The 23,155-nt window shown below is 36.4% G+C and carries 18 protein-coding genes; 11 read left to right on the top strand and 7 right to left on the bottom strand.

The genetic code is table 11. The features are described 5' to 3' along the window. Nucleotides 1-4 precede the first annotated feature (4 nt). The 4 genes from ACZZZW_RS16145 (at nt 5) to ACZZZW_RS16130 (ending at nt 5,743) form a co-directional block, all read left to right on the top strand. Nucleotides 5-1,993, top strand: coding sequence for a ComEC/Rec2 family competence protein (locus tag ACZZZW_RS16145; RefSeq protein ID WP_463494915.1), 1,989 nt, complete (start codon nt 5-7; stop codon nt 1,991-1,993). A 1-nt stretch (nt 1,994) separates the two neighbouring features. Next, on the top strand, nt 1,995-2,771 hold the full coding sequence (locus ACZZZW_RS16140; RefSeq protein WP_463494913.1) for an enoyl-CoA hydratase/isomerase family protein: 777 nt from the start codon (nt 1,995-1,997) through the stop codon (nt 2,769-2,771). Nucleotides 2,772-2,792: 21 nt separating this feature from the next. Then, on the top strand, nt 2,793-3,476 hold the full coding sequence (locus ACZZZW_RS16135; protein WP_463494911.1) for a DUF4412 domain-containing protein: 684 nt from the start codon (nt 2,793-2,795) through the stop codon (nt 3,474-3,476). A gap of 98 nt (nt 3,477-3,574) precedes the next feature. Next, on the top strand, nt 3,575-5,743 hold the full coding sequence (locus tag ACZZZW_RS16130) for a S9 family peptidase (RefSeq protein ID WP_463494909.1): 2,169 nt from the start codon (nt 3,575-3,577) through the stop codon (nt 5,741-5,743). A gap of 33 nt (nt 5,744-5,776) precedes the next feature. On the opposite strand, the gene ACZZZW_RS16125 is transcribed toward ACZZZW_RS16130, so the two are convergent. Further along, complete coding sequence (locus ACZZZW_RS16125; protein ID WP_463494907.1) at nt 5,777-6,487, bottom strand: DUF3307 domain-containing protein; 711 nt, start codon at nt 6,485-6,487, stop codon at nt 5,777-5,779. After that, the gene (locus ACZZZW_RS16120) at nt 6,487-7,098 is read right to left on the bottom strand and encodes a SatD family protein (protein ID WP_463494905.1); all 612 of its coding nucleotides are present in this window, start codon (nt 7,096-7,098) and stop codon (nt 6,487-6,489) included. The genes ACZZZW_RS16125 and ACZZZW_RS16120 overlap by 1 nt, the downstream gene beginning before the upstream one ends. Before the next feature lie 155 nt (nt 7,099-7,253). Between ACZZZW_RS16120 and ACZZZW_RS16115 the strand changes: the two genes are divergently transcribed. The 4 genes from ACZZZW_RS16115 (at nt 7,254) to pdeM (ending at nt 13,448) form a co-directional block, all read left to right on the top strand. Continuing rightward, on the top strand, nt 7,254-8,282 hold the full coding sequence (locus ACZZZW_RS16115) for a ligase-associated DNA damage response exonuclease (protein ID WP_463494903.1): 1,029 nt from the start codon (nt 7,254-7,256) through the stop codon (nt 8,280-8,282). A 2-nt stretch (nt 8,283-8,284) separates the two neighbouring features. Continuing rightward, a complete protein-coding gene (locus tag ACZZZW_RS16110; protein ID WP_463494901.1) occupies nt 8,285-9,874 on the top strand; it encodes an ATP-dependent DNA ligase in 1,590 nt (529 codons plus the stop codon). A gap of 398 nt (nt 9,875-10,272) precedes the next feature. Continuing rightward, on the top strand, nt 10,273-12,750 hold the full coding sequence (locus ACZZZW_RS16105; protein WP_463494899.1) for a ligase-associated DNA damage response DEXH box helicase: 2,478 nt from the start codon (nt 10,273-10,275) through the stop codon (nt 12,748-12,750). 59 nt (nt 12,751-12,809) lie between these two features. Next, nucleotides 12,810-13,448, top strand: a complete 639-nt coding sequence (gene pdeM / locus ACZZZW_RS16100) for a ligase-associated DNA damage response endonuclease PdeM (protein WP_463494897.1) — start codon at nt 12,810-12,812, stop codon at nt 13,446-13,448. Here the strand turns inward: pdeM and trxA are convergent. The 5 genes from trxA to ACZZZW_RS16075 all read right to left on the bottom strand — a co-directional run bounded on the left by trxA (nt 13,445) and on the right by ACZZZW_RS16075 (nt 19,848). Then, nucleotides 13,445-13,741, bottom strand: coding sequence for a thioredoxin (trxA, locus tag ACZZZW_RS16095; protein ID WP_463494895.1), 297 nt, complete (start codon nt 13,739-13,741; stop codon nt 13,445-13,447). The genes pdeM and trxA overlap by 4 nt on opposite strands. 95 nt (nt 13,742-13,836) lie before the next feature. Then, nucleotides 13,837-14,451 (bottom strand): hypothetical protein, encoded by a 615-nt coding sequence (locus ACZZZW_RS16090; RefSeq protein WP_463494893.1) that lies wholly within the window; start codon nt 14,449-14,451, stop codon nt 13,837-13,839. A gap of 73 nt (nt 14,452-14,524) precedes the next feature. Beyond that, nucleotides 14,525-15,883 carry a dihydrolipoamide acetyltransferase family protein gene (locus tag ACZZZW_RS16085; RefSeq protein WP_463494891.1) on the bottom strand — a complete coding sequence of 453 codons (1,359 nt, stop codon included), beginning with the start codon at nt 15,881-15,883 and terminating at the stop codon, nt 14,525-14,527. A 56-nt stretch (nt 15,884-15,939) separates the two neighbouring features. Beyond that, a complete protein-coding gene (locus ACZZZW_RS16080) occupies nt 15,940-17,184 on the bottom strand; it encodes a competence/damage-inducible protein A (protein WP_463494889.1) in 1,245 nt (414 codons plus the stop codon). Nucleotides 17,185-17,187: 3 nt separating this feature from the next. Next, entirely contained in the window at nt 17,188-19,848 is a 2,661-nt protein-coding gene (locus tag ACZZZW_RS16075) for a putative LPS assembly protein LptD (RefSeq protein WP_463494887.1), read from the bottom strand. 74 nt (nt 19,849-19,922) lie between these two features. Between ACZZZW_RS16075 and ACZZZW_RS16070 the strand changes: the two genes are divergently transcribed. The 3 genes from ACZZZW_RS16070 (at nt 19,923) to ACZZZW_RS16060 (ending at nt 22,693) form a co-directional block, all read left to right on the top strand. Then, nucleotides 19,923-20,786 carry an N-acetylmuramoyl-L-alanine amidase family protein gene (locus ACZZZW_RS16070; RefSeq protein WP_055914027.1) on the top strand — a complete coding sequence of 288 codons (864 nt, stop codon included), beginning with the start codon at nt 19,923-19,925 and terminating at the stop codon, nt 20,784-20,786. Between the two features lie 10 nt (nt 20,787-20,796). Further along, entirely contained in the window at nt 20,797-21,573 is a 777-nt protein-coding gene (locus ACZZZW_RS16065; RefSeq protein ID WP_463494885.1) for an N-acetylmuramoyl-L-alanine amidase family protein, read from the top strand. A gap of 166 nt (nt 21,574-21,739) precedes the next feature. Further along, the gene (locus tag ACZZZW_RS16060) at nt 21,740-22,693 is read left to right on the top strand and encodes an MlaD family protein (RefSeq protein ID WP_463494883.1); all 954 of its coding nucleotides are present in this window, start codon (nt 21,740-21,742) and stop codon (nt 22,691-22,693) included. The last annotated feature ends 462 nt before the right edge of the window (nt 22,694-23,155 follow it).

Genomic DNA, 23,155 nt, shown 5'->3' with positions numbered 1-23,155 from the left:
GTTTTTGCAGATTATTACAGCATTATGCTTTGCAAGCATTATAATCATAAATTCTACCTACAAAAAGTTTAAAGCATATCAGTATAAAGGAACAATTGGTATTTTATTTTTTGTGTTTTTTTTCAACCTTGGAGGATTACTCTGCTTGCATAATAATGAAACGCTAAAGGATAATTACTTTGCAAATAAAAAATATACCAATTTAAGGGTATGGGTTAAAGATGAGCCCCAGATAAGCAATCATATTTTAAGATTTAAGGCAGAAGTAATATCAGGATACCAAAATGAGCAACACATTAAACTGTCAGGCCATTTGCTTTTTGCAGTAAGATTAGACAGTGTAACTCCCCTCACGATAAATTACGGTGATGAAATTATGGTTTCGACCCAATATGCTGAAGTTGAGCCACCTTATAATCCGGCAGAATTTAACTTTAAAGCCTGGTTAGCCAATCAAAACATTTACCATCAGGCATTTATAGATGATAGCCATTTGATAAAAACAGGTAAAAACAAAGGTAATGTGCTTATAGCATTTGCATTGAAGCTAAGAGAAAAACAAGTTAGAAAATATCGAAAATTAATTAAGAGCGATGAAGCATTTGCAGTAGCCTCTACGTTAATATTGGGGTATCGAGCAGATTTAAATAAAGAAACCCTTTCTGCTTATAGCAAAACAGGAACAATCCATGCACTTTCTGTATCGGGCGCACATGTTGCAATTATTTACGTTGTATTAGATTTTCTATTTCTTTTCATGAATAGGAAACGCCCTTTAAAAATTCTGAAATTAATATTAATCTGTACATTAATCTGGGGATATGCTTTGTTAACGGGCTTATCTCCTTCTGTTGTTCGATCGACAATTATGATCAGCATTTTAATTACAGCAAAAGTTTTATCCAAAAACACAAATAGTTATAATATTTTGGCTTTCTCCGCTTTTTGCCAACTGATTTATAATCCATTTCTAATTTGGGATGTAGGATTTCAGCTTTCTTATCTCGCGGTTTTTGGATTGATTTATTTGCAACCTAAGATATACAACCTGATTTACGTTAAAAATAAATGGGTAGATAAATTGTGGAATTTTACAGCCATGTCATTATCTGCACAATTGGTTACATTTCCATTAAGCATTTACTATTTTCATCAATTTCCTGTTTATTTTCTTTTTGGAAATCTTTTTATCACCATTCCCCTCGTATTAATGATGTATTTGGGAATTGCGATACTGGTACCATGGCTTAGCTTTTTAGCGCCAATTTTCGAATGGATAATCAATTTTACAAACTCAGTACTCAGGTGGATCGCTGAACTCCCCTACGCAACCTTTTCATCAATATGGATTGATCTCCCTGAATTTATATTGCTGAGTTTAGCTTTAGGTTTATTTATTTATGGTCTGGCAAAATTTAACAAACAGTTTATATTTTCATCACTATTCTTTTTTGTCTGCTATCAAACCTTAATTATAAACGATGATTTGAAGACTTATCATCAGCAAAAGATCATTTTCTTTTCACTCAGAAAAAATTATGCAGCTGCATTCATTAACGGAAGAAATTGTGTTTTGGTTACAGATTTAAATGAGGCTGACAAAAACTATGATTTTTTTGTTAAACCAGCATTGTCGCAACTACAGATTGATAAGATTTCTTTAATTGATTTAAAAAGAGATACCATTCAGGGCAATTTTATATTAAAAAATAATCAAATTGTATTTGCTGATTATAGAATATTAATAATAAATGATGCATTAAATTATAAAAAATTAGAGGGGAATGGAGATTTTTCTACCCTGTGGATCAGTGGAAATACAAAATTTAAGCTGGCAACATTAAGTACCAGCATAAAGTATAAAAATGTTTTAATTGATGCCACTAACAAAGATTATAAGATTGAAATTTTTAAAAAAGTTGTGAAAAATAATCATTTGGGTGCCTATGTTTTAAAGAAAAATAAAGCATATTTGGTGCAACTAACTCAATAACATGGAAAATCTGGTTTTATATCATGTTGCAGATAGAATTGCAACAATAACCATAAATAGACCTGAAAAAAGAAACGCCCTAAATCCTCAGCTCATTGCTGCACTAACGGAAGCCTTAATCATTGCATCAGAAGATGACTTTGTTAAAGTTGTTGTATTAAATGCCAATGGAGATTCGTTTAGTGCCGGCGCAGATTTAGCTTACCTGCAACAGTTGCAACACAATACCTTCGAAGAAAATGTTGCTGATTCCAATCACTTAAAAAAACTCTTTACAACCATTTATTATTTGCCTAAAGTTGTTATTGCTCAGGTAGAAGGGCATGCTATTGCCGGCGGTTGCGGTTTGGCCACAATATGCGATATTGTTTTTGCAACTCCTGAAAGTAATTTTGGCTATACCGAAGTTAAAATTGGTTTTGTTCCGGCTATTGTATCTTGCTTTTTAAAACAGAAAGTCAGCGAATCTGTGGCTAAAGAAATATTGCTTACCGGAAAAACCTTTTCTGCCGAACAGGCATTAAAATATAATTTGATCAATTTTGTAACAAATTCCTCCGAAATTCATCAAAAAGTAAGAGAATTTGCACTAAGTTTGTGTAACGGAAGCTCTAGTAATTCGTTAATGATTACTAAACAGCTCATTACGCAAACGGCCAATCCGCTTTTGGAAAAATGCCTTGAAACTGCAGTGCAAATTAATGCCCGTGTTAGGGAAAGTGACGATTTTAAGAAAGGGATCTCTGCCTTTTTAAATAAAGAGAAAATTAACTGGTAAATAACTAAACAGAAATAAAAAATGTTCAAATCAATCAAAACAAGCGTTGTTGCTTTAATCCTGGTAAGTAGTGCAATCATCGCCCATGCGCAAAAGAAAATGACTGAAGGTACAATTACCTACGGCCTGACTTACAAATTAACAGAAGAACAAAAATCAGCAATGGGCGGACAAGAACCACCTGCTGAACTGAAAATGAAATTTAACAATGGTTTAACCAAAATTGAAATGGAACAAGGTCCGGCTTTAATTGGGATCGTTTCTGATAACAATGAAAAAACTGGCTTACTTTTAATTGATGTGCCAGTTGCTCAAAAGCAATTTGCCGTTAAACAAACTAAAGCTGATATTGAAAAAGCAATGGGTGCTATCCCGAAATATTCTGATTTTAAAGCTACTGGCGAAAAACAGACTATTGGTGGTTTTAGCGCAGAAAAATATACTTTTAAAGATGAAAAAGGTACTGCACTTGAACTTTGGGCTACAAAAGATGTCGAATTACCAAATGTAGGTTCTCAAAACTATTTCCCTGGTTTAGCTGCTTTTCCAGTAAAATATACTTTGGTTCAAAGAGGTGTAGAAACCACTACAACATTAAAATCTGTTGTCGAAGGTAAAGTTGGTGTAATTTCTAAAGAAGTACCAACAGGTTACGAAGTGGTAACAATGGAAGATCTAGCAAAAATGCAGGGTGGCGGTGAATAATTAACCAATTACTGCTAATTATTAGCTTTTTAACTGCAGGCTTTTTATTTAAATTAGCCCGAAAGTTGAAAAGCTTTTTTTATGTCCAAAACTTATATATGATTAAAAATTTATTATTCAGATTATCAGTTATTTGCATGGTTTTTTGTGCATTAACTGATGCAAAGGCTCAAAGTATCAACTGGGCTAAAGACGGTAACGCTTACTATCAGATTGCAAGTGGAGAAATTGTTTCGGTAACACTTCCTAAAAGCGATCGGAAAACTATTATATCAAGAGCATTATTAACACCCGCAGGCAAGGATAATGCAATTGCGGTAAGAAGTTTTCAGCTCTCAGATGATGGCACCAAAGCTTTGATTTATACCAATAGCAAAAAAGTTTGGCGTTACGATACCCGCGGTGATTATTGGTTGGCAGATTTAACAGCCAATAAAATTACCCAGATTGGAAAAGATAAGCCGGCCTCTTCACTAATGTTCGCAAAATTATCTCCGGATGGAAGTAAAGTGGCTTACGTTAGCAAACACAATTTGTATGTAGAAAATATTGATGGGTCAGGCTCCAAAGCCCTAACTACAGATGGTACCGACCGCATGATTAACGGTACTTTCGATTGGGTTTATGAAGAAGAATTTGATTGCCGTGATGGTTTTAGATGGAGCCCTGACGGAAAATCGATTGCTTATTGGCAAATTGATGCAACAAAAATCAAAAACTTTTTAATGATCAATAATACTGATTCTATTTATCCATACACCATTCCTGTTGAGTATCCAAAAGTTGGCGAAAATCCATCTGCTTGTAAGGTTGGTGTAGTTGATGTAGCAACCGCCAAAACAAACTGGCTGGCTGTTCCTGGTGATAATATTCAGCATTACATCCCGCGTATGCAATGGGTACCAAGTAGTAATGAAATTATTTTGCAACAGCTAAACCGAGAGCAGAATGAAAGTACAGTTTTTATCTGTAATGCAGCTAGCGGCAGCGCAAAAGCAATTTATACTGAAAAGGCCAAAGCTTGGATCGATCCGCAAGATGAATGGAAATGGTTAAACGACAATAAAGAGTTTACAATTGTATCTGATAAAGACGGCTGGAACCACCTTTACAGAATCAGTATTGACGGAAAAAAAGAAACATTAGTTACAAAAGGAAACTATGATGTAACTGATGTAAAACTGATTGATGTTAAAAATAACATGGTTTATTTTCTTGCCTCACCAACAAACGCAACCCAGAAATATCTTTTTAAAACCAAGTTAGATGGAAAAGGAAAATTAGAGCAGGTTACCCCTTCTATTTTACCAGGTACACACAGTTACGATATTTCTCCAAATGCCGCTTTTGCCCGCCACACTTATAATAGTTCTATTGTTAAACCGATTACAGAATGGATGAACTTTACAACTGGTAATCCATTTACTATGGACGGAAGCATTACTACTCAATTGGCCAAACAAGAAGCAGCTAAAAATAAGGTTGAGTTTTTTAAAGTAACTACTGAAGATGGCATTGAAATGGACGGTTGGATGAAAAAACCTGATAATTTTAATCCTGATAAGAAATATCCGGTTGTATTTTATGTTTATGGTGAACCTGCTTCGGCAACAGCATCTGATACCTATGGTGCAGGAAGAAATTTCCTTTATGCAGGTGATATGGCAAAAGATGGTTATATCTATATCTCGATGGATAACAGAGGTGCACCGGTTCCGAAAGGCAGTACCTGGCGTAAAAGCATCTATAAAAATATTGGTGTAATCAATATCCGCGATCAGGCCATGGCCGCTAAAAAATTATTGGCTACCAATGCTTTTATGGATAAAGACCGTGTAGCTGTTTGGGGCTGGAGCGGTGGAGGTTCTTCAACTTTAAACCTGATGTTTCAATATCCTGAAATTTACAAAACAGGTATTGCAATTGCAGCAGTTGGCAACCAGTTAACTTACGATAATATTTATCAGGAACGTTATATGGGTACACCTTTTCCAAGTAAAGAAGCTTATGTAAAAGGCTCTCCTGTTACTTATGCTAAAAACTTAAAGGGTAATTTATTGTACATCCATGGTACTGGCGATGATAATGTGCACTATCAAAATGCCGAAATGTTAATTAATGAATTGATTAAAAACAGAAAAGTTTTTCAATTGATGAGTTACCCAAACCGTACCCACAGTATCTCTGAAGGAGAAGGAACAAGCGAGCATTTATCCTTAACTTATACCAAGTTTTTAAAGGAAAACTGTCCTCCGGGAGCAAGATAAAAATTTTGAAAAGCAGCTTTCGGGCTGCTTTTTTTATGCAATAAACATTTGAATAAGCATGGCAGTTACAATTGCAATTCCAAAGCTTAACAAAGTTCCAATCAATACATATTCTGTTAATTTGAGGTCGTGTGCTTCTTTCAGATCTCCAAATCTAAAAATTGATTTAGCTGCAAGTAAAAAACCGACAGCCTCAAAATGGTTGGTAAGAATAAAAAGAAAAATAAGTACCCGTTCTAATATTCCAATGTACTTACCTGCATTCTGTAACGATTTTGGGCTATCTGGCTGATTATCCGGAATCCATTTATCGATAATCACTTTCATAATGATTGAGGTGGGCATGGTTAAAAACATTGCACCCGAAATTAAAGCCCATGTGCGGGTTTCATTTAAAAAACTGATATCTAAACTTCCTTTGTAAAAAATATGCCATACCGCTACTATGGAGGTAAAATGTAAAACCTGGTCAATAAAAAACAGTATTTGTGCATTTTTCTTCGTCTGAAAAATTGATTTTAGCGCATCGATAAGCAAATGGATAACTCCGATCAATAAAGCAACTTTCCATACGCCAAAACTCAAGAAAATAAGAAATATCAAAATTACATGGATGGCCACATGCAGGTATAATTTTGTTGATTTCAATTTCTTGCTTTCCTTATCTTTTACCCAAGTGCTGGGCTGCAAAAAGAAATCTCCAATTAAATGGGCAATAATCAGTTTAATCAAATATATATCCATTATTTTAAAATCATTTGTTTCAATTTTTTACGGTAAAGCCTATCCATATCCATAATTTCGATATAACGTGCTCGTTTAAGTGCTTCACTTACTGATGATTGTGTTCTTCCAGAAATAGCTGCTAATTCACTTTGTAACAGATTTTCATTTTCCAGGGCAAGTTTTACCATTTCTGCAGCTACCACTCCCCAGTTATCCATTGCAATTAACGACAGTTTAATCATTATATTAATCTCTTCATCAAAATCAGGAAAATCTGTTTTAATGGCTAAGTTAGTTTTCGCCTGTTTCAAACTGTCGAATGCCGCTCCTGAGTTAATAAAAGCCTCTCCACTGGATTCTGAAAGCTTTTTCCTTTTATTTTTGATGCCTCCTATACCTATTCCCATTCTTACATCCGCAGGTTTATTTGTCCTGACACATGCTTTTAAATAAGCAACAGTTATAATTGCATCTTCTGGGAGAACCTCAACCTGGAAACTATCCCCACGAAAGATTTCCCACTTGCCATGCTGCCCCGAAACTACTTTTAAAGCATTTTTTAAACTCAATAACCAGCTATCTTTAATCTTTCTTGAGCCTATTATATCGCCTGTTATAATACAAATCATGATACAATATCGTGCTAATTATTCATATTTCAAAGTTCATATCGGGTAATTAGCCGATATTCCGTTTTATCGGGTAATTAGCCGATATTTTAAATTATCGGGTATTTAGCCGATATTGATTTAAAACTAATCAACAAATTTATTGTTTAGTACCTATGGCATTAATCGAATTTACTAAAAGAGGCATTTATTGTAAACAAGGTGATTTTTATGTAGACCCTTGGTGGCCTGTAGATTATGCTGTAACTACCCACGGACATAGCGATCATGTTCGCTTTGGTAATAAATATTACCTCTGCCACACTTTAACCAAACCTATAATTAAACGCAGGATAAGTGAAGATTTAAACGTAGAAACTTTAGAATACGGTGAAAATATAATTAGAAACGGCGTTAATATTTCATTTTTTCCTGCCGGACATATCATTGGATCAGCACAGGTTCGTTTGGAATATAAAGGAGAAATTTGTGTGATCTCTGGTGATTATAAAATTGAAGATGATGGCATTACTACGCCCTTTGAGCCAGTTAAGTGCCATTCTTTTGTATCCGAAAGTACTTTTGGCCTTCCTGTTTACAAATGGCAAAAGCAGGAAATGGTATTTAATGGTATAAAAAGTTGGGTAAATGATAACATTACTCAGCAGAAAACAAGCGTATTAATTGCTTATAGCTTGGGCAAAGCGCAACGTTTAATCAAAAACCTGGCTGGCGATATACCAATTTATGTACACAATAGTATTGCGAATTTAAATGAAGTAATTATTGCTGCCGGTGTTAATCTTCCTCAAACCATTAGGATTACACCAGAAACCACAAAAGATGAATTGCAGAAAGGCATTGTAATTGTGCCACCTGCCATGCGCGATAGCCGATGGATTAAAAATTTATCACATCCGGTTACCGGTATATGCTCTGGCTGGATGCAGGTAAGAGCACACCGCCGTTGGCAAAGTGCCGATGCAGGTTTTGCGCTAAGCGACCACGCAGATTGGCCTGGCCTAATGGAAGCCATTACTGCAACCGGAGCCGAAAAAGTATATGTTACCCATGGTTTTACAGCTGCATTTAGTCGGTTTTTAAATGATGAGGGCATAGAAGCTGCTGAAGTATTAACCAAATTTGGGCAGGAAGACGATGAAGAAAATAAAGTGGATTTAGCCGATCAAAACGAAAGTAAATAACTATGAAACGTTTTGCAAAACTGATCCAACAGCTCGAACTGAGTAATAAAACCAACGATAAAATCGCAGCATTGGTTGATTATTTCAATTATGCCGATGATAAAGATAAAGTATGGGTAATTGCCTTATTTACTGGTAAAAAACCCAAAAGGCCAATTAAATCGGCATTACTTAAGTATTGGGCGATAGATATAACCGAAACTCCGGAATGGTTATTCGCCGAAAGTTATTCGAATGTTGGCGATTTAAGTGAAACCATTGCATTGTTGTTGCCACCAGCCGAAAACACCTCAGATTTTCAGCTGCATAAATGGATAGAAGATCTGCACAATCTGGAAGGTAAAGACGACGAAACAAAAAAAGATTTTATTTTAAATGCCTGGAACAAACTCGAAACCCAGGAACGTTTCATCTTTAATAAATTAATCTCCGGTAATTTCAGAATTGGTGTTTCCAATAAAATGTTGGTAAATGCATTAGCCAAGCAAAGCAGTTTAGATAGCGCGCAGATTATGCACAGCATCATGGGAAAATGGAATCCTTACGAAATTACCTTTAATGAACTGATAAACGGCATTCATGTAAATACCGATAACTCCTGGCCTTACCCCTTTTGCCTGGCTTATGCTTTAGAGCAAGAACCGGAAAAGCTGGGGGATGTTTCAGAATGGCAGGCCGAATGGAAATGGGACGGCATCCGGGGGCAAATTGTAAAAAGAAACGGCGAACTTTTTATTTGGAGCCGTGGCGAAGAACTGGTTACCGAACAGTTTCCTGAACTGCATTTTATGATTGATGTTTTGCCGGATGGAGTGGTTTTAGATGGGGAAATATTGGCTGTACAAGATAAACAGGTTTTATCATTCAGCACTTTACAACAACGTTTAAACCGTAAAACAATTAGTAAAAAACAACTGGAAGATGCACCTATTGGATTTTTTGTTTATGATATTTTAGAATATGAAGCCAAAGATGCCAGAGAGGAACCTTTGAGTGAAAGACGGAAAATACTTGAAAAGTTAATTGGTGGCTTAGCTGAAAGCCCCGTAATAATATCTCCTGTAATTAAATGCAGTTCGTGGAAAGAACTTGCCGAATTAAGGCAAACTTCGAGATCAATCAACAGTGAAGGGATTATGCTTAAAAAGCTAACTTCTCATTATCATAGTGGTAGAAAACGTGGTGATTGGTGGAAATGGAAGATTAATCCATATACGGTTGATGCCGTAATGATATACGCACAAAAAGGAAGTGGCAGAAGGGCAAATTTCTTTACTGATTATACTTTTGCGGTTCGTGATGGCGAAAACCTCGTGACGATTGCTAAAGCTTACTCAGGTTTAACAGATAAAGAAATTAAAGAAGTAAATTCGTTCGTAACCCGAAATGCAATTGAAAAATTTGGACCTGTACGCACAGTAAAACCCGAATTGGTTTTCGAAATTGCATTTGAAGGAATTGCTGAAAGTAAAAGGCATAAAGCAGGTTTGGCTTTGCGCTTTCCACGTATATTGCGGTGGAGAAAAGATAAAAAAGCCGATGAAATTAATACTTTGGAAGATTTAAGGCAGTTGCTGCAATCTACTTTATAATGCGATTCCATGGTTTGTGTCTATACGGACCTATTAGTCGAAAATTGAAAATTTCGGTCTTTGGGGACACAGACCGAGGAAATAGGTATTTTTAAACCTGCGAGGTTTTGATAACACAGACTGAGGGGGTGGTTTAGCTTGAACAGCTTGCCTCGCGATTTTAAACCCGATAGTAGCGATACCCTTTTTTGCTGGAATATAGTTGATGTTAAAAGAAAAATCACAAAAAAGGTAAAGCGTATGGCGGGGCTGCTGTAACCGAAGGACTACTATTATTGCTTTTCAAAAAAAAATAAGCCATGCTTTGTGTCTGTACAGACTATTATTTATAATTTGAGAATTTTCGGTCTGTGATTACCCAGACCGAGGAATATAACTATAAGAAACAGTATTTAATCATGGACCAAACCAAAACCAAAGGTTATAAAAAGATAAAAACCTGGCTAAAGACTAAAAAACGTAAGCCATTTCAGTTTCAGGAAGATGCCTGGCAATATTATCTTAATGGTTATAGTGGTTTGGTAAATGCACCTACAGGTTTCGGTAAAACCTTTTCTTTATTTTTGGCAGTGGTTATTGAAGCTTTAAACGCATCAGAAGCGAATAATAAAAAAGCGAAAGACCGTTTACAGTTAATTTGGATTACCCCTCTCCGCTCATTAGCAAAAGACATTGCAAGGGTAATGCGCGAAACCTTATTGGAGTTGGAACTGGATTGGCATGTTGGTGTACGTAATGGCGATACTTCTCAGGCAGAAAAATTACAGCAGAAAAAGTCGATGCCGGAAATTTTGTTGATTACCCCCGAAAGCATGCATTTATTACTCGCACAAAAAGGTTCATCAACTTTGTTCAGAAACCTTAAATGTATTGTAGCTGATGAATGGCATGAACTTTTAGGGAGTAAACGCGGCGTACTGGTAGAACTTGCGGTATCTCGGATAAAAGGGTTACAAAAACTAGAAAAAAATCAGTTTTTAAGAATATGGGGCATTTCTGCCACTATTGGTAACATTGATGAGGCTCTGGATGTATTAGAACCCAATTTAGAGGCTAAACGCATCATTGTAAAGGCCGATTTAGAAAAGAAAATTGTAATTAAATCAATTTTACCTGATGATATTGAAACATTGCCATGGGCAGGCCATTTAGGTTTAAAACTCGCTTACAAACTCCTGCCTATCATTGAGAAAAGTAAAACTACCCTAATTTTTATCAATACCCGTGGACAATCAGAAATGTGGTATCAACATTTGTTGAATATCGAACCTGAACTGGCCGGACGGATTGCCATACACCATGGATCTATTGATTTTGAGCTTCGAAACTGGATTGAGGATGCGCTACATACAGGGCAGCTTAAAGCGGTTATCGCAACCTCATCGTTAGATTTAGGTGTAGATTTTAAGCCTGTTGATACTGTTGTTCAGGTGGGTTCGCCGAAAGGGGTTGCCCGTTTTTTGCAAAGGGCTGGCCGCTCTGGTCACTCCCCGCATGAAACTTCGAAAATATATTTTCTACCTACTCATGCTTTGGAATTGGTAGAAGCTGCTGCGATTAAAGAAGCGGCCAAAACAAACAATATAGAGAGTCGTGAGCCCTTTATTATGGTTTTTGATACCCTGGTTCAATATCTGGTTACATTAGCCATAGGTGATGGATTTGATGATAAAATTATATTTGAAGAAATTAAAAATACACACGCTTTCAAACTTATCTTACCAGAAGAATGGACCTGGGTAATGCAATTTATTACCTCGGGTGGTGAAAGCTTAAGTGCCTATACGGAATTTAAAAAGGTAGTAAAAGACGAAGATGGGCTTTGGAAAGTCAAAAGCAGGCAGTTGGCTATGCGGCACAGGTTGCATATTGGCACAATTGTAAGTGATGCAATGCTGAAAGTTAAATTCATTTCTGGCGGTTACATTGGCATGGTGGAAGAATATTTTGTTACCCGTTTAAAAGCCGGGGATAATTTCCGTTTGGCTGGCAGGGTTTTAGAATTTATCCAGGTTAAAGATATGACAGTTGTGGTGAGGGTGAGCAAGCAAAAAAATGCAGTTTCGCCAAGCTGGAATGGTGGCCGTTTGCCTTTATCCTCTAACCTGGGATCGGTTTTGCGGAAAAAATACAATGAAGCACTGGATAAAACGCACCAGGATGAAGAGTTGGATGTTATTTACCCTTTGTTTCTTCTACAGGAGGAACGCTCGCATGTACCCAGAAACGATGAGTTGTTAATTGAGCTGATTAATAACAAAGAAGGTTTTCACTTATTTGCTTATCCTTTTGAAGGCCGGTTGGTACACGAGGTTTTAGCAGCATTAGTAGCCTATCGTTTAAGTAAACTTTTACCAATCAGTTTTTCAATTGCCATGAACGACTATGGTTTTGAACTACTTAGCGAGACAGAAATCCCTATGGATGAATCAATTGCGTATGAAGTTTTTTCGCCAAAAAACTTAACTGAAGACATTACTTTAAGTATAAATTCTACTGAAATGGCCCGACGTAAATTCAGGGATATTGCTTGTATTTCCGGACTTGTGTTTCAGGGTTATCCTGGTAAATATGTCGCAAATAAACATCTCCAGTCATCGGCAGGTTTGTTTTTTAATGTTTTTAGCGATTATGATAAACAAAATTTACTTTTGCGTCAAGCTTACGATGAGGTATTTTATCAGCAGCTGGAAGAGCCAAGGTTGGCAGCAGCGTTAAACCGGATACAGGATGGTGCGATTGTGATTACCAACCCAAAAAGTTTTACACCATTATCGTTTCCAATTAAAGTAGATAGCTTACGTGAAAACATGAGTTCGGAAGAATTGGAACAACGGATTGCCAGGATGAAAGCCGAATCTGAAAAATTTAAATAGAGATTTGAAGCTTTCGAATAAATATTTCGAAAAGCTCAAAAAAACAATAATTACAATAAATGACCATTACAAGCCAGGGTGAAGAATTGATTTTAGATAAAGAAAGGGCTTTGTTTTTACCAAAACATCAACTTTTAGCCATAAGTGACCTTCATTTAGGGAAATCGGCTCATTTCCGTCAGGCGGGATTACAAGTACCGGCCACCATTGCCCAAACTGATCTACAACGTTTAAGTTTGTTGATTAAACATTACAAGCCTAAAACATTGTTAATCAATGGCGACATGTTTCACCATGGACTTAATACGGATATTGATGAATTTTCTGCCTGGAGAAAGCAATACCAGGAGCTTAATTTTTTATTGGTAAAAGGCAATCATGATCGACTTTCGGATGCAAATTATGCTGCAATGAATATCGAAATACACGAACCAAGTTTTTGTTTAGGTCCGTTTTGTTTTATCCACGATGCACCTAACTGTACTGAAGAAGAATTATACCCAATTAGTGGACACATACACCCCGGAGTTACTATTGTTGGAAAAGCAAAACAACGGTTAAAATTTCCATGTTTTTATTTCGGTAAAGAATATGCTGTTTTGCCGGCGTTTAGCTTATTTACCGGACTTTATAACATTTACCCAAAAACTAGTGAACGTATTTTTGCGGTAACGCCCAAAAGTGTTTTAGAAGTTTAGGAATGGTTATCAATTACCTGTTTTAACTGTGCAGCTTGCAAAACACCGCTTTGCCTCCACACTTGTTTACCTTTTTTGAAAAGAATTAAGGTGGGAACGCTCTGAACATTAAATGAAGATGCAGCTGGCTGATTTTTATCGATATCTACTTTAATAATAGAAACTGAATCACCCACCTGCGATTTTAATTGTTCCAAAATTGGTTTCATCATTTTACAGGGACCACACCATTCAGCAAAAAAATCGACCAAAACAGTTTTATCGCCGTTAATTAATTCTGAAAATTTAGCCATGATATTTGTGTTTATATAGAAACAACAAAGAATTAGATTGGTTTAACTAAAATTAGTCTGCTAAAAAACCTTCTCGTAATAACGACTATGAGAGATTAAGCACTCACAGGCAATTCAGCAGCTAAGGAAGTAACCCAATCCTCAAACAATGCTTTTTCGATTTTTATCACCTCGGCCGCATGATTTTCCCAATCGTCAGAAAAACTTACCAATTGGTTCATCATTTCTTCCAAATGGCCCTCTTCTTCAAGGATAATCGACTTTACATTCACCTTGCTTTTTGCTTCATCCAAAGCAGCCTGATAAATTGGATACAATTCATCAGCACGAACTTCAATGGCATAAGTAACAAATAGATAGGCTGCGAATTTTAATTCGTAACCAGATAGATTAAATTCAGCTTTTAAATAACGGCAAACTGCAATATCTAAAGCATGCAGATAATATTTTGTATGGTTTGGAGATAATAATTCGGCATTGGTATAAGTTTTACAAAGTGCCTCATCAATTTTCGAAATCTGCTTTTTTAAATAATATGCATGGCGATGCTCTTCAGCAGCATGTTTAAGAATAATCAGATTTACATTCTCTTTGTGCTCTGAAGCTGAAATCTTCTTTGCACCTGCATTTTCCATATAAGACAATGTATTTAACCATTTGGCGTGCAATACATTATCTGAAACTATTGATTTTAAATTTGAAGCTAACATTCTTAATTATTAAACTTGTAAATTGTTTAATTGTTGGCATTAATCCAACTTAAAACTTTTAATTGCAAACAGACTAGATTTCCCTGTTCAGGTCCCAACCTTCTAAATAATCTGCAACTCTACGCACAAACATCCCACCTAATGAACCATCCACTACCCTATGATCGTAAGATAAGGACAAAAACATCATGTGCCTGATCGCAATCACATCGCCATGTTCGGTTTCTAAAACAGCTGGTTTCTTTTTAATGGCACCAACTGCTAAAATAGCCACCTGTGGTTGATTAATAATAGGTGTACCCATTACATTTCCAAAGCTACCCACGTTGGTTAACGTAAAAGTACCACCTTGCGTTTCATCTGGTTTTAACTTGGAGTTTCTAGCTCTGCCTGCCAAATCGTTAACCGCTTTTGTTAAACCAACCAGATTTAACTGATCGGCATTTCTTATTACCGGAACGATTAAATTTCCGCTAGGTAAAGCCGCGGCCATACCGATATTGATATTCCCTTTTTTGATAATCTGCGTTCCGTTTACAGAAACGTTAATCATCGGAAAATCCTTTATTGCTTTGGCAACTGCTTCCACAAATATTGGGGTAAAAGTTATCTTTTCGTTTTCGCGTTTTTCAAAGCTGTTTTTAACCTTATTGCGCCACAATACCATATTGGTAACATCGGCCTCTACAAACGAAGTTACATGGGGAGAAGTTGTTTTACTCATTACCATATGATCGGCAATAAGTTTACGCATTCTATCCATCTCTATAATTTCGTCAGCGCCATTAACGCTTGTTGTAGATGGTTTATTTGCAATCGGAGCCTGGTTGGTTGCTTCTGTTTTATGTGCTGCAACTTCGTTAACCGGCGGAACGGGTGGCGTTATTACAACTGTGGCCGTTTTTACCACGTCGCCATTTTTCCTGGCAATATAATCCAACAGATCATCTTTATTTAAGCGCCCATCCGTACCAGAACCTTTAATTGTATCCAGCTCAGCAAGTGAAATATTTTCCTGTGCGGCTATACTTTTAACCAATGGAGAATAAAAGCGCTCAGAGGTACTGAAATCAGTTGTTGCTGCAGGTTTGTTTGCTATTGGAAGTTGTTCAATTCCAGGTATTGTTTCAGTTTTTTCTTCTGCTACTGGCTTTTCTGCAACCGGAGTTTCATCTGTTGTGGTATCTCCACCTTCAGTTTCTATAATTGCTATTACATCGCCAACCTGGGCAACCTCATCGGCTGCGAATAACTGTTTTACCAATTTACCAGCAACAGGAGAAGGCACTTCAGAATCTACCTTATCGGTGGCGATTTCTAAAATGGTATCATCTAACTCAATAGAATCACCAGGTTGTTTTACCCATTTAATCACTGTTGCTTCCGCAACACTTTCACCCATTTTTGGTAACAATAGTTCGTATTGAGCCATATTAAATTACAGTATTTTATCTTGGTAACGCCACAAAAATACAGTTTTTATTCTTTCTAAACTGTTTCTTTAAGTAGATTTAACAACAAGGTTAATGCCGAGGCTGCCGACCGTTCGATGTTTTGAATGCGTTTGTTGCTGAAATTAAACACCTTAGCCACTGTTTTATCTTTAGAAGATATGGCTATCCACACTGTGCCCACTGGTTTATCTTCCGTTCCACCATCAGGACCAGCTATTCCGCTTACCGCAATTGCATAATCTGTTTTAAAGTGTTTTATTGCACCTTCGGCCATTTCAGTCACGGTTTGTTCACTTACAGCACCAAAGGTAGATAAGGTATTTTCTTTTACGCCGAGGATTGATTCCTTTAATTCGTAAGCATAGGCTACAGCCCCGCCCCAATATACCGAAGAACAACCAGGATGCTGAGTAATAAGATGGGCAATGTAGCCTCCTGTACAACTTTCGCCTGTAGATAAAGTTAAGCCTCTGGCTTTCATGATATTCAGTATTGCTTTTTCCAGCGGAATATCTTCATCAATTACCACAAAATTATTAACTTTTGAAATAATCTGTTGTGCGTAAGTCTCCACTTCTGCCTTTAAAGCGGCTTCATTGTCGCCCTTAGCTGATAAACGCAATCTTACCTGACCTAGCTTTGGTAAATAGGCTAATTTGATGTGTGGTGGCAAACTATCTTCAATCTCTTCAATTTCCTTTGCCAGAAATGATTCTCCAATGTTGGCCGTAAGAATGGTTTTATGTACAATTGAGGGTAACTTAAATCTGCCGGTTATTCTCGGTAAAATTTCGTCGTCCATGAGGTACATCATCTCGTAAGGAACACCAGGCATCGAAACAAAAATCTTCTCATTTTGCTCGAACCACATGCAAGGAGCAGTTCCATTTTTATTTACAATTACTTCGCAACCATCAGGAACATCTGCTTGCTGAATATTGATATCCAACAACGGGCGTTTGTATTTTTCGAAAATCTGGCGGACCATCGCGAGTGCACCGGCATCATTTCGGAAACCCATGTTGAAATATTTCGCCAAGGTTTTTTTGGTGATGTCGTCTTTCGTTGGGCCTAAGCCACCTGTAATTAAAATAATATCTGCACGTTTTTCTGCCTCACTAAGCGCTTGGATAATGTGTTGTTCATCATCCGAAACAGAAGTAATTTGTTTAACTGAAACACCAATTAGATTTAACTGTTTGGCCATCCAGGCTGAGTTGGTATCAACGATCTGGCCAATGAGAATCTCATCGCCAATGGTAATAATTTCGGCTAGCATAATTTATTGGTATGTGCTGTAAAAACCTTGTCTTTTACTCAATTTCAAATCCTGTAATATCGATGCTTTAACTTTAATGGTTACAGAGTAACTTTTGTAAGCACCGTACGGCACCCAGTTTACACTCATATCCCAACAGTGCAAATCGCGATAAATTGCCAGATTCATTGGTGTTAAACCGTTATTTTTAAAATCATAACCTGAGTTAAAAGTAACCTTCCATTTTGGGGTTAAATTAACATCGCCATTAAAGTTTAAAGTATTTGAAGTTGTTGTGGTATTTCCATCGTTCGTATATTGAAAACTATAAGAAAATGAGAAATTCCACGGAATATTAAAATCGACAAATGCATTTGGATCGCGGCTGATTGCTGCCAGTTGTTCGGATTGAATATCGGTTAAACCTTTTTTATTGGCTGCTTCGCCCAGTTTATCATTGGCTTCGTTCTTACGTTTTAAAGCTTCTGGATTTAAACTATAATCAAATGAGAATCCAAAATTGGCCAGGCGGGGTAAAAATTTACCACTTTGCCAAAAATAACGGTCCTGCCTGATCCTTCTTGTAGAACCCGGTATCGTATCGGCAGCAAGAGAATAAGGATCTAATGTTCCATTATAGTTTATACCCAGTTTGTCGGTAAATTGTGATCGTCCGCTAAAGCCAATGGTTGATAGTTTATAAGATGTTGCCAGGAAATTATAAGATCCACTAAAGCTCAAGCCTTGAATAATCGGGATTTTTTTTGAACCCGTTCCTGTGGTGTCGTTTTTATTCCTCACTTTTAATTCGACGGTATTGTCTAATCCAAAGCCAATCGAAGCATTTGGCCCACCAAAAGAGCCTGGTTGAGCCATACCGTCAAAAATGGAATATTTAAGCGGTAATCCATTGGTTAAAATCGGATCTCCATTTTGGTTTATTGCCGGTCTGTAAGGCCCTGACCCCGCTTTGGTAAAATCTGGTGAGTAAGAGAATGAAACATTGGGTGTCATTACGTGCCTCAATGCCTGAATTTTCCCCTGTGGATTGAAATCTCTTCTTCCGTATATTTTTGTCGATAAACTGGTTGATAAGCTATAACTACCAGCCCTTTTGAAACCGCTTAAGGTATCTTCTCTAAAGCTAAAAGTATTATCAGCATATTCAGTATATCTTCTATTTACACTCTGGAAATTCCAAACCTCGTTGTAAGTACCACCTACACTGAAATTTAGGTACTTTAAGGCGGTAAATGACATATTTACAGGTATACTATGAGAAAAACCACTTCTTAAGCGCTTTAAACCATCATTTTGGAACAATAAACTATCAAAAGTATCAATCCGGTTTGTTCCTTGTAAGCTGTAACCAACGGTAATTTTTTGATACCACTTTTGATCCCCCACTGCATCTTTTGCTTTAAACGGATTAAATGTAGGCACATTAAAAGTCATCTCTGGCAACCTGAGCGATATTGCCCTGGTACTTAAAGTTTGGTCACTTGATGCCGCCAAAGAGAAGTTCATTCCATTGGAATAGGATTTGGCATAACTTATACTACTACTTGTTGAGTTGGTTGCAATGGTATTAATATCATAAGTAGTACCAGCTGCTGTATTTTTGTAGTAGCCCTTGCTTGCGGTTGATACCAATCTGACGCTTGCACTAAAGGTAGTTCCGGGGTTGGCATTGGCATTTTGGCTATGGCTCCAGTTAATACTAAAGTTTTTTGTAGGGTTAGCGAATGCTTGGGTACCTTCCAAACCATCTTTAAAGCTAGAATAAGCTAAATTGATGTTACCATTATATTTGTATCGTTTGGTGTAGTTACTTAATACACTCGTTTCATACGAGCCATTGGTATAAATAGATCCCATCAATTTGGCGTCCCAATAATCGTTCAAACCGAGATAATAACCACCATTCTGAAGAAAAAATCCCCTGGTGGCATCCTCACCGGGAGTTGGTAAAATTACACCTGATGTTCTTTTATTCGGCTTTGGAAAAAATGCAAATGGAAGCCCGAAAATTGTAGGTACATCCTCAATAATCATGTAAACCGGACCTGTAATAATCTGTTTTTCGGTCACCACTCCTTTTGATATCATTAATCCAAAGTGCGGATGAGGAAGATTACAGGTGCTGTACATTACATTTTTGATGTGCAGCTCATCATCTATTTGCTTTTTACTTTGTCCACCGGAAAAGAATCCTCCCTCTTGTTCAGAAAAAACGCCATAAACTTTCGCACGGGTTGTTTCAGAATTGTAAAAAATCGAATCTGCAATTGCGGTACCATCTGTTCCTGATTTAAAAATCGGCCTGCCAGTGTATCTTCCTGTTTTAGGATCTTTTATTCCTCTTGCAAATATGGTATTTTGCTTTTTATCATACTTAATATAACTTGCATCTAGCTCAAAATCACCATAGGTAACTCTGGCATTGCCATATAAATAAACAATGCTTTTATCGGCACTCATTTTAACGGAGTCGTCCGCTTTGTACTCAACTTTCTGATCAATGCTACTATTATTTTTACCTGTCTTTTTAGTAGTATCCTTTTTGGTTGTGTCTTGCTGAATGATTTGTTGCAATGAAAAATGAGAAAATGCGTTAGCTTTACCAACAACAAGTGTTAATAAAATGACAGAAATTAGTAAAATAGAGCTCTTAAGAAGTTTCAAATTCGTATTTGAATGTTATTTTTGCACAAATGTTTAATCAAAAACGTTCAAAATTAGTGAAAAATATACCATTGATGTATCTTAAATCCATTTTAACATTTATTATTTATCTAGTACTGTCAAATTCAGTTGATAATCAGGTGTTTGCGCAAGAATATAAAATCAAAACAATTGTGATCGATGCTGGTCACGGTGGTAAAGATGGTGCAACACATGGCGTGTATTCCAAAGAAAAAGATGTAGCCTTAAAAACTGCTTTAAATTTGGGCCGCGCACTTCAAGACAGCTTAAAAGACATAAAAGTGATTTTCACCAGGCAAACTGATGTTTTTATCCCTCTATATGAACGTATAAATATTGCAAATAACGCCAAAGCGGATTTATTTATCTCTATCCACTTAAATGATATGCCGGTTCGTGTTTCGAGAGTGGTTGATTATTATAAAAAAGTTCGCGGACGGAAAGTTCCTGTTTATAGAACGGTTACTTCAAAAAGTACATCAACAAGAGGAACTGAAACCTTTGTATCAGGAACAGGCCGCTTGGGTGAACAGGATGAGGTAATTAAAAGGGAAAATGCTTCGATGTTTTTGGAGGATAATTATCAGAAAAATTATGAAGGTTTTATCGCAAATACGCCTGAAAGCGATATTATGTTGTCGTTAATGAAACAAACCAATAGAGATAGGAGTTTAAAGTTTGCTTCTATGTTGCAACAAGAATATGTAAATGCCGGGCGGACTAATCGTGGCGTACAGGAAAAAAGCCTTGCGGTATTGGCGCGTGCAGCCATGCCGGCAGTATTAACTGAAATTGGTTTTGTAAGTAATCCTGAAGACGAAGATTATATGAATTCGGAAGATGGGCAAAAAGAAATTGTGAACGGCATCATTAAGGCAATTAAAAATTACAGGCGCATTGCCGAAACCTCATTTTAATATTTTATAAATGAAGATTAAACTTCTGATTATACTGATTTTATTTTCATTAACCATTGTCAATCAATCGTTTGCCCAGGGATACAAAATTAAAACCATAGTAATTGATCCAGGTCACGGTGGTAGAAAACCAGGTGCTTCCGGCAGCTTTTCAAAAGAAAAAGATATATCATTAAAAGTTGCATTAAAACTTGGTGAAATTATCAAAGAAGAATTGCCGGATATTAAAGTAATTTTTACGCGTAAAACTGATATTGATGTTGATTTATACAGACGGGCAGAAATAGCCAATGATGCCAATGCAGATCTTTTTATATCTGTACACTGCAATTCTATGCCGCCCGGAAATAAACACATTAAAGGTGTAGAAACTCTGGTTGCTGGCTCCCATCGGTTAAAAGAGCAGGATGCAGCCATCAGGGAGAATGCCGATATTAAATTAGAAAAGAATTACAAAAGCAAATACGATGGTTACGACCCCAATAACCCCAGTAGTTTCATTCTTTTATCATTGCTAAAAAATACCTTTCGGGATAAAAGCATTAAATTCGCGAAATTAATTCAGAACAGCTATGTTAACAGAGACGATAGATTTAGTCGTGGAGTTAAAGAACAGGGGGTTTTGGTATTGCAAAGATGTGGTATGCCTGCTGTATTAACAGAAGTTGGTTTTATATCAAATACTGACGAAGAAAAGTATATTAATTCGCAAAAAGGACAACGTGAGATTGCGAATTCTATTTTTGAAGCAATAAAAACGTATAAAAAAAATATTGAGGTTAAATAAGTGGCATTATAAATGATAGTTATTTTACCTTTACAGAAAATATAAAACAGATACCAAACAATTGATGTAAGCTTTGTGTATTTATAAAGTTTAACATTGAAAAAGAATTACGCTCTAGCAGGTTTTAAAAATGCTTTAAAATCTGCAGCCATAAAATAAAACACTCATGAAGATTAAGAACGAAACCAAAGTAGGTATTTTAGCTGCATTTGCCATTGCTTTATTGATTATTGGATATAATTTTTTAAAAGGGAACTCCATTTTTTCAAGCGAAACAACATTATATGCAAAATATACCCGTGTTGATGGTTTAACAGTATCAAAACCTATACTTATTAACGGTTACCAGATTGGCCGTGTTGCAAAACTGGAATTACAACAGGACGGTACGGTAATTGCAACTTTAAGTGTAAACAGTAAATACGAAATTCCGGAAAATAGTATTGCCCGTTTAGAAGGTACTGATCTTTTAGGAAGCAAAGCCATTGTAATGTCGTTAGGCGATTCAAAAAAAATGGCTGAAGATGGTTATACCTTAAATGCCAACGTTGAAAAAGGATTAATGGAACAGGTTCAGCCAGTTCAAAAGAAAGCTGAATTAATTATTGGTAAAATGGACTCTATTTTAAGCAGTGTGAATTCCATTCTTAATCCTAATTTCCAGAAAAATGTAGATAAAAGTTTTAACAGTATCGCGGGTACACTGGCTTCATTAGAAACCACTTCGAAAAAAGTTGATGGTTTGGTTGGTTCAGAAAGTAAACGTATAGAAGCTATTTTTAGAAATGTTGAAGGGATAACTGCCAACTTAAACAATAATAATCAGAAAATAAGCGATATTTTAACTAATATTAATACGGTTACCGATAAATTTGCAGCAGCCAATTTTAAACAAACTTTGGATAACGCGAACAATGCAATTGCTGATTTGCAAAGTGTAATTTCGGGTATTAAAGATGGAAAAGGAAGTTTAGGTTTATTGTTAAATGATGATAAAATGTATCAGAATTTAAACAACGCTTCAAAAAATCTTGATGAGTTGATGATTGATTTAAAAGCTAATCCTAAACGTTACGTTCACTTCTCTGTATTTGGTGGTGGAAATAAAAGAGATAAATAGTAAATTTTTAATTTATGAAAAAGCCTTACATTTTTAAATTGTAAGGCTTTTTTTATGCGCTTTTAATTTCGATGCGCTTCAGTCGAGAAGGACGGCAGTACTTAGAAATGTGGAATTCTCAAGTGCCATTTTGAGCGGAATTGAAGGATAATTATTGGAGAAAAGTATTATTCTAAACGCCAATTTATTTTATAAAAATCAAAAGCATTAGGATTCCCGCATGCGCGAGAATGACGATTTTGCTAAGTAAATTTGTTTATGATACTGAATGAAACGTAGTCGAGAAATGTGTTTAAATAAATCTCCCGCTTCGCTTAAGCAAATATAAGTTAAATCGTCATTGCGAGAAGGCTTTTTCAACCGACGAAGCAATCTTTATGGCAAGGCTCACTAGCATGAAAGATTGCTTCATACCTGGCACTGACGACCGCTTTACTCAAGCCTGTTAATGGTAGCGGAGTC

This window comes from Pedobacter sp. AC379 (assembly GCF_979258145.1).
This window is presented reverse-complemented; position numbering and strand designations above follow the sequence as displayed.

What these genes read in the sequence shown, in the direction of transcription:
- ACZZZW_RS16060 (WP_463494883.1), top strand. Translation starts at nt 21,740, where the DNA reads ATGAAGATTAAGAACGAAACCAAAGTAGGTATTTTAGCTGCATTTGCC.
- ACZZZW_RS16140 (WP_463494913.1), top strand. Translation starts at nt 1,995, where the DNA reads ATGGAAAATCTGGTTTTATATCATGTTGCAGATAGAATTGCAACAATA.
- ACZZZW_RS16065 (WP_463494885.1), top strand. Translation starts at nt 20,797, where the DNA reads ATGAAGATTAAACTTCTGATTATACTGATTTTATTTTCATTAACCATT.
- ACZZZW_RS16080 (WP_463494889.1), bottom strand. Translation starts at nt 17,184, where the DNA reads ATGCTAGCCGAAATTATTACCATTGGCGATGAGATTCTCATTGGCCAG.
- ACZZZW_RS16085 (WP_463494891.1), bottom strand. Translation starts at nt 15,883, where the DNA reads ATGGCTCAATACGAACTATTGTTACCAAAAATGGGTGAAAGTGTTGCG.
- trxA (WP_463494895.1), bottom strand. Translation starts at nt 13,741, where the DNA reads ATGGCTAAATTTTCAGAATTAATTAACGGCGATAAAACTGTTTTGGTC.
- ACZZZW_RS16125 (WP_463494907.1), bottom strand. Translation starts at nt 6,487, where the DNA reads ATGGATATATATTTGATTAAACTGATTATTGCCCATTTAATTGGAGAT.
- ACZZZW_RS16120 (WP_463494905.1), bottom strand. Translation starts at nt 7,098, where the DNA reads ATGATTTGTATTATAACAGGCGATATAATAGGCTCAAGAAAGATTAAA.
- pdeM (WP_463494897.1), top strand. Translation starts at nt 12,810, where the DNA reads ATGACCATTACAAGCCAGGGTGAAGAATTGATTTTAGATAAAGAAAGG.
- ACZZZW_RS16115 (WP_463494903.1), top strand. Translation starts at nt 7,254, where the DNA reads ATGGCATTAATCGAATTTACTAAAAGAGGCATTTATTGTAAACAAGGT.
- ACZZZW_RS16135 (WP_463494911.1), top strand. Translation starts at nt 2,793, where the DNA reads ATGTTCAAATCAATCAAAACAAGCGTTGTTGCTTTAATCCTGGTAAGT.
- ACZZZW_RS16090 (WP_463494893.1), bottom strand. Translation starts at nt 14,451, where the DNA reads ATGTTAGCTTCAAATTTAAAATCAATAGTTTCAGATAATGTATTGCAC.
- ACZZZW_RS16110 (WP_463494901.1), top strand. Translation starts at nt 8,285, where the DNA reads ATGAAACGTTTTGCAAAACTGATCCAACAGCTCGAACTGAGTAATAAA.
- ACZZZW_RS16130 (WP_463494909.1), top strand. Translation starts at nt 3,575, where the DNA reads ATGATTAAAAATTTATTATTCAGATTATCAGTTATTTGCATGGTTTTT.
- ACZZZW_RS16105 (WP_463494899.1), top strand. Translation starts at nt 10,273, where the DNA reads ATGGACCAAACCAAAACCAAAGGTTATAAAAAGATAAAAACCTGGCTA.
- ACZZZW_RS16070 (WP_055914027.1), top strand. Translation starts at nt 19,923, where the DNA reads ATGTATCTTAAATCCATTTTAACATTTATTATTTATCTAGTACTGTCA.